We start from the raw sequence: 11,984 nt of genomic DNA on the forward strand, positions 1-11,984 counted from the left end.
CCGGTTCGAGACGAAATTCGAAGACATGGCGTCGACGGCGGGTCTTTCTGCGAAGGAGACCCAGCGCGACGGTCCGGTGACAATGGCCCGGTGAAATACCTGGCGAAGAGAGAAGGATGGGCTTGTGATCGATGAAGTAGTGCTCCTACGGCATGGACGCACCTCGTTTAATCTGGCACGTCGCATGCAGGGGCAGATTGATGTGCCGCTGGACATCATCGGGCAATGGCAGGTTGATCAGAGCGCTTTGGAGCTGGCCAGAAACTATTACTGGGCCAAGATCTCCGGAGTCGCGCATAATCCCGGCATGCTGCCGCAGCCGGGGCCGGAGGCCATCAAACGCAGCGACATCGAAGAGTATCGCGAGGCTCCCGCGGCAGGGCGCACCATGCACGTGGTCGCCTCCGACCTGTTCCGGGCCCGGCAGACCGCTCACGCCTTCGCCGATATTCTCAGGCTTCCGGTGGCTTACGACAAGCGGCTGCGCGAGCGCAGCTTCGGGCAGTGGGAGGGCTTGAACCGCGAGGAGATCAAACGGATGGATGCCGAGGTCCACGACGAGTGGGAAACGAATTATGCGGGCGGGGAGCGCTATGGCGTCGAATCGCTCAAGGCTCTCGGCAAGCGCGGTGCCGACGCCGTCAGCGACCTGGTCAGCCAAGAGAGCGGGCGGGCGACTCCGGGCACATTGATGATCGTGGGCCATGGATCCTGGATTCTGGCAACCATCCACACCCTGCTTGGCGAAGACCCGGAATCCTCCGCGAGTCTGGACTCCGTGCGCAACGCCTTCTGGTCGCGCATGACGCCGCAGTATGGTAGGCAGACCAGCAGCTTGGCTTGGAAGCTCGAGGAATTCAATCACGGACCCGCCATCGCCTCGCATATGGACTGGGAGAACGGCCCAGCCGAGCTGCGCGGACCGCATATGCCGATGTGGAAAGCGCTCTAACCGCTTCCAGACTGTCTTTGACAGACCGCCTTTGAACCGTCTGCGCAATAGGCCCTGCGCCGTACCCGCGAATTCCATTAGGCAGATTTGGGCGAATCGCGCGGGTTCCTGCGCGTTGCCGCCTATGACCTAGAGCCTAGGAACGGCGGTATTCCGCCAAAGCGCAGCGGACGAAACATGCGGTCTACTTTGCGAAGTGCCTAATAAGCGAAAAAGCACCTCATAAACGCCGCAAGGGCCGCTGCGAGCGCAAGCGACTCGCCATGCTCCGTATGAGGGTCTATTCTTGATACGGTTCGTGCGGGGCGTCGCGTGTGTCAGGCGTCGCATCGCATGCCGCATGGAAACTGGCATATTCCGGTTCCGACGCGTAAGCCCTATAATCACCAATCCGATAACTATAAATAAACGCAAGCAAACGTAAAGCCGCGATTCGACGATGCAGATATGCGCATGCAGGTCGCGGCGCGGCTGGCAGCCGACGGTGCCGTGAACGAGAGCGGCAGGGCAGTGCCATATCATGCGGCAGTGCCGAACCGAGTGCCATACCACGAATGGAAGGCGGGTGAAAGACATGTTGAGGATGTTCAACACCATCAACGGCAGTGTGGAGCAGATCGAGAAAATCGAAAGCGGGGCCTGGCTGTGTCTTTCCGAACCCACCGACGTGGAGCTGGCGACGGTGGCCCAGCAGACCGGCATCGATCTGGCCGATCTGCGCGCCCCGCTCGATGACGAGGAGCGTTCGCGCGTCGATGCCGAGGACGACTACACGATGATCATCGTGGACATTCCCACCGTCGAGGAACGCGGTGGCCGTGACTGGTACGAGACGATCCCGTTGTCGATCATCATCACTCAGAATATGATCATCACCGTGTGCATGCAGGACACGCCGGTGCTCCATCCTTTCATGGAGGGGCGCATTCGTGGGTTCAACACGTATATGAAGTCCCGATTCATCCTGCAGATCCTCTACCGCAACGCGACTATGTACCTGCGCTATCTGCGCATCATCGACCGCGAAAGCGACAGGCTCGAGCTGCGGCTGCGCCATTCCATGCAGAACCGCGAGATTCTGATGCTGCTCGAACTGAGCAAGACCTTGGTCTATTTCACCACGAGTTTGAAATCGAACGAGATCGTGATGGAGAAGCTCAATTCGATCACGCGCTTCAAGCAGTATCCGGAGGATGAGGACCTGCTCGACGACGTCATCACCGAAAACAAGCAGGCCATCGAGATGGCCAACATCTACAGCGGGGTTCTGGCCAACATGACGGACGCCTTCGCCTCGATCGTCTCGAACAACCTGAACAACGTCATGCGCATCTTCACCATCATTTCGATCACGCTGTCCATACCCACGCTGATCTTCTCGATGTATGGCATGAATTTCCAGCAAGGCGGCATGCTGGGAATGCCGCTGACCGCCGACAGATGGGGCTTTGTGATTGTCGTCGTGATCTCGATCGCGCTCTCCATAGTGGTGACATGGTTCCTGACGCGCTCCAGACTGTTCAAATAGGCGCTCAGCGGCTGTACTTGGATAGGATGCGGAGCTGAATGCCGACGCAGGATATGGAACTGGGACGACAAACACGGATTGGGTAAGGCGGTGAACGGCATGGTGCACAGATGGCGGCGACAGCGGCGGCTGAGGCGCATGGCCTGCGCGATGCTTGTTTTGGCGATGACATCGTCGGCGGCCGGCTGCGGCGTCGTTGCGGGAGCTTCCGGGGAGCCGGACGGGCCGACGATCTCCATCGGAGTGGCCCTTGACGAGCCCGGCGTGGGCTGGCTGCATGACGGCGAGTACTCCGGATTCGACATCACAGTGGCGCGGTATGTGGCCCAGGCATTGGGCTACGCGCGCAAGCAGGTGAACTTCACGCAGATCAGGCCCGGCGACGCTCCGGCCGCACTGCACAGCGGCGAAGCGCAGATGCTGGTCACCAGCATGCCGATGGATGGAACGCAGCCGAGCGGCGTGCAAAGCACGAAGCCCTACCTGCTCACGCAGCAGGATCTGCTGGTGCGCGCTGGAGACAAGCCTGCCATAATCGCGCCGTCGGATCTCAACGGCAAGATCGTCTGCTCGGCGCAGGGCGGCGGCGCGGCGGCGCGCCTTAGGCAGCAAGCCCCCGGCTCCGTCATCCGCGAACGGCAGAGCTATCAGCAATGCGTAACGGCGCTGCTGGTCGGCGAGGCCGACGCGGTCAGCGCGGATGACGCGGTGCTTTCCGGTTTGACGTTCTCCACGGGCAAGGGCTATCTCAGGCTTGTCGGGCAGCCTCTGGGAGAGGTGCTGCACAGCGTGCAGGTCAGGGCCGGCGAAGACGAGCTGGTGAAGAAAATCGACGTCGTGCTCGACACGATGCGTGAGGACGGCGGTCTGGCCCATGCGCTGGATGCGATGCAGGACGCCACGGGGTATCGCGGGGGCAGCGTGCCCGGAATGGGACGGTGAGGCACGCCCGCAGACCTGCATGCAGGGGCCGTGTCCAGTTGCGCCACAATAATTCTTGTTTATGAGTCTCAATACGAAGAACGAAGCGACCTTAGGCGAATCCGACGAGCCGGCGTATCGCTATAACGCGCAGCTGGCGCAAAGCATCGAAGAGAAATGGCAGCAGATCTGGGATGAGCGCGGGACCTTCTGGGCCGCGAACGCCTCCGGCGACCTCAAGGATGCGCAAGGCAGGAACGCCGAAGGACGGCCTTCGTACTTCGCGATGGACATGTTCCCCTACCCTTCGGGCAAAGGCCTGCACGTCGGCCATCCGCTGGGGTATCTGGCCACCGATGTGGTCAGCCGCTACCATCGCATGAAGGGCGAGAACGTCCTGCACGCGATGGGCTACGACGCCTTCGGCCTGCCGGCCGAGCAGTACGCCGTGCAGACCGGGCAGCACCCGCGCGTCACCACCGAGGCGAATATCGCCAACATGCGCCGGCAGCTGCACCGCATGGGCCTGAGCTTCGACAATCGCCGCAGCTTCGCCACCATCGACCCGGGGTACATGCGCTGGACGCAATGGATCTTCTCGCGCATCTACGACGCCTGGTATGACCCTGAATTCGTGCGTCCCGATGGCGGCACCGGCTCGGCGCGGCCGATTGCGACGCTGGTCGAGCAGTTCGAATCCGGCGCCCGTTTGATTCCCGGGCATTCAGGCGCTTCGTGGGCTTCGCTGAGCGCGGCCGAACAGGCCGAGGTGCTCAACGATTTCCGGCTCGCCTACATTTCCAAGTCGCCGGTCAACTGGTGCCCGGGGCTCGGCACCGTGCTGGCCAACGAGGAGGTCACCGCCGAAGGCCGCTCCGAGCGCGGCAATTTCCCTGTCTTCCAGCGCGAGCTGCGCCAGTGGTCGATGCGCATCACCGCGTATGGCCACCGGCTCATTGCGGATCTTGACGTCATCGACTGGCCTGAGAAGGTCAGGCTCATGCAGCGCAACTGGATCGGCGAATCGCACGGCGCGTCCGTGCACTTCGCGGTCGAAGCGCCGGACGGAGCGCAGGACATGGAGGTCTACACGACCCGTCCCGACACCCTGTTCGGCACCACCTTCGCCGTGGTCTCTCCCGAGCATGAGCTGCTGCACCATGTGCCAAGCGCCTGGCCGGAGGACATTCCTGAGTCCTGGAAGGGCGGCTACGCCACGCCGGGCGAGGCCGTGGACGCCTACCGCAGCGCGGCGCAGGGCAAAACCGCCAAGGACCGCGTGGACGAGGCCGGCGAGAAGACCGGTCTGTTCACCGGCCTGTACGCCATCAACCCGATCACCGGTGCCAAGCTGCCGCTGTTCACTGCGGATTACGTGCTCATGGACTACGGCACCGGCGCGATCATGGCCGTGCCGGGCGGCGACCAGCGCGATTACGATTTCGCCACGGCGTACGGTCTGCCGGTCATCTACACCGTGCGGCCGTTGGATGATTCCAGCGATGAGCTGGCGAATTACGAAGGCAAGGCGCCCTTCGTTTCGCACGATGGCATCGTCATCAACTCCTCCGTCGAGGCCACGCAGGCGCGCGGCGATGCGCTGAGCCTCGACGGCCTGCGCGTCGACGAAGCGATCGCCAAAGTCAACGAATGGCTGGAAGCGGCCGGGGCGGGCAAGGCCGAGACGAGCTATCGGCTGCGCGACTGGCTCTTCTCGCGCCAGCGCTACTGGGGCGAGCCCTTCCCGATCGTCTACGACGAGGAGGGCACGGCGCACTTGGTGCCGGACGACCAGCTGCCGATCAACCTGCCCGAGGTGCCGGACTACAGCCCCAAGACCTTCGACCCCGAGGACGCGCAGTCCAACCCCGAGGCGCCGCTGGGTCGCAACAAGGAGTGGGTCAAGGTCACGCTCGATCTGGGCGACGGGCCGAAGACCTACTACCGCGACACGAACACCATGCCGAACTGGGCCGGATCCTGCTGGTACTACATGCGCTACCTCGACCCGAGCAACACCGAGCATATGGTCGACAGGGGCGAATACGACTACTGGATCGGGCCGGACCACAACGGGTATTCCGGGCATTCCGGCGGCGTGGACCTCTACGTCGGCGGCGTCGAGCACGCGGTGCTGCACCTGCTCTACTCGCGCTTCTGGCACAAGGTGCTCTACGATCTGGGCTTCGTGGACTCGCCCGAACCCTTCCACAAGCTCTTCAACCAGGGCATGATCCAAGCCTACGCCTACACCGACGAGCGCGGACAGTACGTGCCGGCCGACGAAGTCGAAGAGGGGCCGCTTGACGCGCAGGGCGAGGCCACGTACACCTGGCACGGGCAGCGGGTCAACCGCGAGTTCGGCAAGATGGGCAAGAGCCTGAAGAACATCACGACGCCTGACTTCATGTACGAGAACTACGGCGCCGACACCTTCCGGCTCTACGAGATGAGCATGGGCCCGCTTGACGAATCGCGCCCGTGGAACACGCGCAACGTCATCGGCGGCATGCGCTTCCTGCAGCGCCTGTGGCGCAACGTCGTGGACGAGAGCACCGGCGAGCTGACGGTTTCGGACGACGCGCCCGATCTGCCCACGCTCAAGCTGCTCAACAACACCATCGCCGCAGTGAGCAAGGAGATGGAGGCGATGCGGCCGAACACCTCCATCGCCAAGCTCATCGTGCTCAACAACCACCTCACGTCGTTGGCCTCGGTGCCGCGCGCCGCCGTGGAGCCGCTGATCCTCATGCTTGCGCCCATCGCGCCGCATATCTGCGAGGAGCTGTGGAGCCGCTTGGGGCACACCGAGTCGCTGGCGCATGAGCCGTGGCCCAAGGCTGACGAACGCTATGTGGGCCAGGACACCGTCACTGCGGTCGTGCAGATCAAGGGCAAGGTGCGCGCCAAGCTCGAAGTCAGCCCCGACATCGACCCGGCCGAACTCGAAGCGAAGGCGCTGGCTGCAGTCGAATCGCGCTTGGGCGGCAAGAAGCCGCGCAAGGTGATCGTCAAGGCCCCGAAGATCGTTTCGGTGGTGCCTGCGGAGTAGAGACCTGCTTTTTGACACGATGCCGAGGCGACTCGGAGACGGCAATGTCTGACGAGCCGCCTCGCGCGGTCTCAGTGAGCGCTGGCAGAGCTGAACGCCTATGTCAGCAGGTCTGGCGGAGTGGCTTACCGATCGTAGCGCTAGCGAGAATCTCGTTTCTCGGTCTCACTGGCCCTCGGCAGTAGGCAAGGAAGGGGCAGGCTACGCTGCGCGCTTATCGCCTTGTGAAGAAGGCGATAAGCGCGTGATGCCTATCCGAGTATGGTGAGCGCCTTTGGCTGCATGGCGTATCGCAGCGGAGTCGTGAGTTTTGAAACTTCGCCATCATGCGAGACCGAGAGCTCAGCATGGTCGGTTTTGATGGTGAGGGTTGCAGGAAAGAATTCCTCGAACTCGTCGAGTTGTTTGTCACGACCGATGAGCGCAAAGAGTGCGATCTTGAGGAGCGTAAGGCGGGACTGGGCTTTGGCGGCATAGACAGTCAGGACGCCTTCATCGAGACGAGTGCGGTTCGTGCCGCCGGCGGCATCCAGCTCATAGCGATTATTGCCGACGAAGATAAATAAGGTTTCAAATGTTTCGTCGTCGATAGTGACGAGGTACGTTTTGAAACTGACGAATGCCCGCCAGGATGCAACGATGGCCGCCGCCCATTTGCCGAAAGCAGACTCGAGCTGCTCTCGGCTGCGCAGCGAGGTAGGGTAGAGCCCGATGCTGGAATTATTGATAAAGGGCGTGTCGTTGACCTTGGCAATGTCGATGGATCGTGGAGAAAGCGTGGCGAGACGCGCGAGCGCCTCATCGATATCCTGGGGAATATCGAGATCTTTGGTGAAGTGATTGAGCGTGCCGCCAGGAAGGGGAATCAGGGTTGCCTTGGTGTCGGCGACAAGCCCGGCGACAGCGCTGACGGTACCATCGCCCCCGATGACGGCAATGGGTTTGCCGGCTCGGATGAATGGCTTGAGTTTGCTCTCGAAGCCGTCGCCGATAGCTATGAATTCTTCTACGGTGATATCGGCGGCAGCGCATTTCTCACGTAGTTCCTTTCGAGAGATCGCCGAGCCGGATTGCGGATTGTCTACGAGTACTAGTTTCATGCCAGTGGCCTTAGAACGAATATGACGATGCAGAGGGCGACAGCGCCAAGCAGCCAGCCCGCGATGACATCACTCGGGAAGTGCGCGCCGAGGTAGATGCGGGAAATGCCGATGATGACGATTAGGAGAATCAACAGCACGACCGCCATGGTGCTATACGGTTGCGGGAGGAGATGCCAGGCGAGATAGGCGAGGAGCCCATAGGCGATGGTGGAGCCGCTCGTGTGCCCGCTCGGGAAGCTGTTGGTATCGAACAGCAGATGCGCCGCATAGGCGGTTTGCGGTCGCTCGCGGTCAACGATGAGCTTGATGATGGAGCCCACGCCAAGCGTCAGCCAAATGAACGCGCCTGAGCACGCCAGCCGAAGATTCGCGTGGAAATATCCCCAGCCGGCGACGACGGCACCGATAGTCATAGTGGCAACGGGGGAGCCCAGCGCAGTAACGGCGAGGAAGAAGGGGTGGAGCACCGGCGGCAGATCGGCAATACACCGCGTAACCGCGGTATCGAACTGCGCGAGGATGTGCTTCATAGCTTTTCATTGTAATTGGCTTGCGCAACAAGCCATAGCATTGCTGCGCGATAACGCCGACAGCGTCATGGGAAACGCGAAGCACGATCCGACGGTTTACGGTGTAACGCCATCCGTAGGCCTGATGCGACTGCTTTACGGCTCAGCCTCGCGTCCTTGGCAGGTGCTCGGTCTCGCTTACGGACCGACGGTCCAAAGCACCGTCCTTCGCGTCCTTCGCGCCCTTCGTGGACGCTCACCTCGCCTACGAACAGCGCACAGCGCTGTCCGCTTCACGGCTCGGTGGTGACCCCTTAGACCAAGTCCGTAGGACCGGTCGCTTAGCACTCTGACCATAGCTCAGCCTTCGGCCTCGCTCTTCGCGCCCTTCGCGGGCGCTCAGTCTCGCCTACAGGCAGCCCACAGGGCTGCCTGTTTAACGGCTCGACACGCTGAAATGTGGATAACTCGAAGCGTTCGACCACACTAGTCGTTTTTGCTGGAATATATGGGTGAGACGCTCTAGATATGAAGTATGAGCGTCTTGACAACATCGACCCCAGCCGTCTCGGCTACGGCTGCACCGAGCGGACCCGAAAGCGGAAGTCGTCGGGTCCGCTCGCTTGGGCATGACAATGAGCAGAGCGGGGCGTCGCAGGCTGCGCAGCGCCTTATCGGGCTGGAAGCCTCTGGCAATGCTGGTCAGCGGGAACGGTCCGCATATTCAGGCCAAATAAATCAGCAACGCCATCATCAGGAGCACGCGGACTTGTCCCCGATTCGGTCGACGGATCGCGCTGCGCACGAGCGTCATCCTCCGCCATCGCCGGCTGATGCTGGTTGGGTCGGCGAGATGCCGCCTGATGGCGGCTCAGACGAAAGCATGGCATATGAGACCGTTTCGCATGATGATGCTCCGTATGATGCTGCTGCATATGACGATGCAGCCCGTGCCTATGATGGCGTTTCGGATAATACATTCGACAACCGCGCGGAGAAGACGGCCGGGGCGTTTGCGCATTTGCCGGCGTCCAAGAGGGAAGGTGAAGCGCGAAAACCGGCGAAGGCATGGGGACTGGGCTATGTCGACCAGTTGGATCATGCCCGGGCGCGAGGCGATGCGGAAGGGCGACGTCGCAAATCCGGAAAACATGCGATGCGCCAGACATCAGAATCGACCATGCGGCATCACGAGTCCGAACCAGAGCATCCTGGTCGGGAGACCTTCGGCGAAGACCGTATCCTCGCTCGCCGGAAGAGACGCAGCATTCCGCGTCTTGTGGCTAAACCGTGGTATGCGGTGGCGGTCATGCTTATCCTCGCCACCGCGCTCTGCGCCAGCATGACCATGCTGGTTCGGCAATCGATGAACTACCACGCCGCCGCGGCACAGCAGGCAAACAGCAATGCCGCTTCTCCGGGCTATGACGCAAGTGTCAATGCGCCGAAAAATAGCCATTCCGACAGGTCAAAGAGCATTGCGCCCAGCGATGCGCCGACGTCTCGGGACACTGCCGAGTCGACTGGCGACACGACGTTCCCGCCTGCTGCGGCAAGCAGCCAGAGCACGGTGGAATCAGGCCTTGTGAATCTCAACACGGCCTCCTTGCAGGAGCTTGATACGCTTGCCGGAGTCGGACCAGTCACCGCGCAGCGCATCCTCGACCATCGCCAGCGCATCGGTCGTTTCACCAGCGTCGATCAGTTGCTCGATGTCAGCGGAATCGGCCCCAAGACCTTGGAGAAGCTGCGTCCGCAGGTGAGCGCATCATGACGGCCGCAAATATTGAACGCGACGAGCAAGGAAGCCGCGATTGGCGGATGCTTCCGGCTGCGATTTCAGTGTGGGCATCCTGCCTGCTTACTTGGTGGGCGTTCGATGTGACGCTGGCGTCAGACGGCTCGAATGAGGCTGCAGGGTCAACCAAGGTGCAAGGGCTGGGAGCATCCCTTCGTAGTGCGTCTAATGGCGTGACGACGCCATTGCATATGGCGGGAATCGTGGGAATCGTCGTCGCGATTGCGGCTGCAGCGGCCGCGGCAACGATGGTTGCGCAGTATGCCGCCATGTTGGTGATGCGCCTTGGGAGAGTTTCGTATGATGCCGAGTCATACGGATCTGGATCGCCCGGCAGGATGTCGTGCGACACAGGGGCATACGGCATCGAGCCAGACGATACGATGTCGCACGGCATCAAGCCACCTGGTTCGAATCTGAACGACACGGCGCCGTACGGCATCGGGTTGCCTGGCACGAGACCGCGCAGAGCTGGGTCTCACCATATTGGACCGCACGGCCTTGCATCGCGCGGCAATGAGCGACACGTTGCAAAACCGTCCGATGCGCGGTCTGATTTGCTATCGGTCTGCTTATCGCCGCGTTGGCAGTTGAAGGACGGCGCATGGCGCATGACGGGAATGATGCTGGCGTGCCTCGCCCTACTGGGGGCGACTTCGACTTGGTGCAGCGCGTACATCGCTTGGCGGGACCCTGCTATGGCGCAGGCCAGGACGAGTCCGGGGCAGCGCATCGCGTTTATGCGCGTCAATACTCCGGCTCGTACCGCCGATATTCGCCAGGCTGACTGCCAGGCCGACGCGACGCTGTCGATGATCGGCGATGGCCGCGTTATGCAGTCCAGTTCGCATGCCGTTCGCGTGTTCGCATCGGGTGAAGATTGCAGACGCATAGCGCACGGCGCGACCATGCAGGTCTTAGGCCGTCTGGAACCGTCCCGTTTCGGCAAAGTGAGCCTGTGGATGATCTGCCGCAGCGAGGAATCCGTAACGATGATCCGTGCGCCGAATCCCGTGCAATCAGCCGTCAACATTCTGCAGGAGCGATTCCTTGCCGTCACCGATAGCCTATCCGACCAAGGGCGTGTTCTGGTCCCCGGGCTGACCATCGGATTGCTGGGGCAGGAGCATGTCGTCGCGTCAGGGCATGAGGCAGTGGACGCGACCTATGCCGGATTGCTGGAAGATCGTTTCGCCCGTTCAGGCATCATGCATCTGATGGCCGTATCCGGAGGGCACTTCGTGCTGGTCGGAACGCTGGTTCGGCGCCTCGCTGCATACGCGCACGCTCCGCGCTGGGTCGCCGCCGTGATGGCGTCTGGGGCGTTTCTTCTGCTTTCCGCGCTGGTCTATCCTTCCGATTCGGTAGTACGAGCGCTCATCATGGGGTTGTTAGGAGCGGCGGCATCGCTCGCTGGCAGACGGTCGCAGGCGTTGAATGCATTGTGCTGGACAGTGGTGAGCGTGCTGATTGCCAGCCCCGCCATGGCGTACAGTTATGGGTTCGCCCTATCGTGCGCCGCCGTGCTGGGCATCGTGCTGTTCGCCCAAAGCATGGCCAGGCGGTTGCGGACGCTGCTGCCCGGAGGCATGGCCGACGCCATGGCGGTGACGATTGCCGCCCAGCTGCTGACTCTGCCGATTCAAGTCATGATGGAGCCGCAGCTGCCGTTGCTCAGCGTGCCGGCGAATCTCATCGTCAGCCCAGTGGTCGGCGGTGCCACCATGCTGGGACTTGCCGCGCTAGTCGCCGCGGCATACAGCGCCAAGCTGTCATTCGCGCTTGCTTGGGCGGCAAGCGTGCCGACCGCGATCATGGAGCGGTGCGCGCAATGGCTGGGAAGCAGTTCATGGGCCGTGATGCCCTGGGCCGAAGGCTGGCGGGGAGCGTTGCTGGTTGCCGCATGCGAAGCGCTGATTGCCTTGGCTATGGTCGTAGCAAGGCGCCGCCGGCAGCGGCGCGGCATGAGTGTCGGCGAGACCGGGACGCCGTATCACCGACGATGGCTTGATCCTATCGCGCTGTGGGTGCGCCAAGTTCCCGAAGCCTTCGGGAGCGGCGGGCACGGTACGTTTCGCGGCTCGTGACGGCGAACGGACTTGTCGTTCGCCCCTTGTCCAC

Annotated in this window: 8 protein-coding genes; 6 read left to right on the plus strand and 2 right to left on the minus strand. The window is 62.0% G+C overall.

What is annotated here, in order from left to right:
• Positions 1 to 124: 124 nt before the first annotated feature.
• The 4 genes from BISU_RS08030 to leuS all read left to right on the plus strand — a co-directional run bounded on the left by BISU_RS08030 (position 125) and on the right by leuS (position 6,453).
• Positions 125 to 952, plus strand: a complete 828-nt coding sequence (locus tag BISU_RS08030) for a histidine phosphatase family protein (protein ID WP_024464036.1) — start codon at positions 125 to 127, stop codon at positions 950 to 952.
• 574 nt (positions 953 to 1,526) lie between these two features.
• The gene (locus BISU_RS08035; protein ID WP_024464037.1) at positions 1,527 to 2,480 is read left to right on the plus strand and encodes a magnesium transporter CorA family protein; all 954 of its coding nucleotides are present in this window, start codon (positions 1,527 to 1,529) and stop codon (positions 2,478 to 2,480) included.
• A gap of 99 nt (positions 2,481 to 2,579) precedes the next feature.
• Positions 2,580 to 3,422, plus strand: coding sequence for a transporter substrate-binding domain-containing protein (locus BISU_RS08040; RefSeq protein WP_033502588.1), 843 nt, complete (start codon positions 2,580 to 2,582; stop codon positions 3,420 to 3,422).
• A 61-nt stretch (positions 3,423 to 3,483) separates the two neighbouring features.
• Positions 3,484 to 6,453, plus strand: a complete 2,970-nt coding sequence (gene leuS, locus BISU_RS08045; protein WP_024464039.1) for a leucine--tRNA ligase — start codon at positions 3,484 to 3,486, stop codon at positions 6,451 to 6,453.
• A 251-nt stretch (positions 6,454 to 6,704) separates the two neighbouring features.
• Here the strand turns inward: leuS and BISU_RS08050 are convergent, their stop codons facing one another.
• Both BISU_RS08050 and BISU_RS08055 read right to left on the minus strand, forming a co-directional pair.
• Entirely contained in the window at positions 6,705 to 7,553 is an 849-nt protein-coding gene (locus BISU_RS08050; RefSeq protein WP_024464040.1) for a diacylglycerol/lipid kinase family protein, read from the minus strand.
• On the minus strand, positions 7,550 to 8,086 hold the full coding sequence (locus BISU_RS08055; RefSeq protein WP_024464041.1) for a phosphatase PAP2 family protein: 537 nt from the start codon (positions 8,084 to 8,086) through the stop codon (positions 7,550 to 7,552). The genes BISU_RS08050 and BISU_RS08055 overlap by 4 nt, the downstream gene beginning before the upstream one ends.
• A gap of 862 nt (positions 8,087 to 8,948) precedes the next feature.
• On the opposite strand from BISU_RS08055, the gene BISU_RS11670 reads away from it, so the two are divergent.
• Complete coding sequence (locus tag BISU_RS11670; RefSeq protein ID WP_161787726.1) at positions 8,949 to 9,839, plus strand: ComEA family DNA-binding protein; 891 nt, start codon at positions 8,949 to 8,951, stop codon at positions 9,837 to 9,839.
• A gap of 635 nt (positions 9,840 to 10,474) precedes the next feature.
• Complete coding sequence (locus BISU_RS11675; protein ID WP_161787727.1) at positions 10,475 to 11,950, plus strand: ComEC/Rec2 family competence protein; 1,476 nt, start codon at positions 10,475 to 10,477, stop codon at positions 11,948 to 11,950.
• Positions 11,951 to 11,984: the final 34 nt, after the last annotated feature.

The sequence above is a fragment of the Bifidobacterium subtile genome (assembly GCF_000741775.1).
Lineage (GTDB): Bacteria > Actinomycetota > Actinomycetes > Actinomycetales > Bifidobacteriaceae > Bifidobacterium > Bifidobacterium subtile.

Bases quoted from the DNA above. Each gene is read 5' to 3' on its own strand.
- BISU_RS08035 (WP_024464037.1), top strand. From the start codon at position 1,527: ATGTTGAGGATGTTCAACACCATCAACGGCAGTGTGGAGCAGATCGAG.
- BISU_RS08040 (WP_033502588.1), top strand. From the start codon at position 2,580: ATGGTGCACAGATGGCGGCGACAGCGGCGGCTGAGGCGCATGGCCTGC.
- leuS (WP_024464039.1), top strand. From the start codon at position 3,484: ATGAGTCTCAATACGAAGAACGAAGCGACCTTAGGCGAATCCGACGAG.
- BISU_RS08050 (WP_024464040.1), bottom strand. From the start codon at position 7,553: ATGAAACTAGTACTCGTAGACAATCCGCAATCCGGCTCGGCGATCTCT.
- BISU_RS08055 (WP_024464041.1), bottom strand. From the start codon at position 8,086: ATGAAGCACATCCTCGCGCAGTTCGATACCGCGGTTACGCGGTGTATT.
- BISU_RS11670 (WP_161787726.1), top strand. From the start codon at position 8,949: ATGGCATATGAGACCGTTTCGCATGATGATGCTCCGTATGATGCTGCT.
- BISU_RS11675 (WP_161787727.1), top strand. From the start codon at position 10,475: ATGACGGGAATGATGCTGGCGTGCCTCGCCCTACTGGGGGCGACTTCG.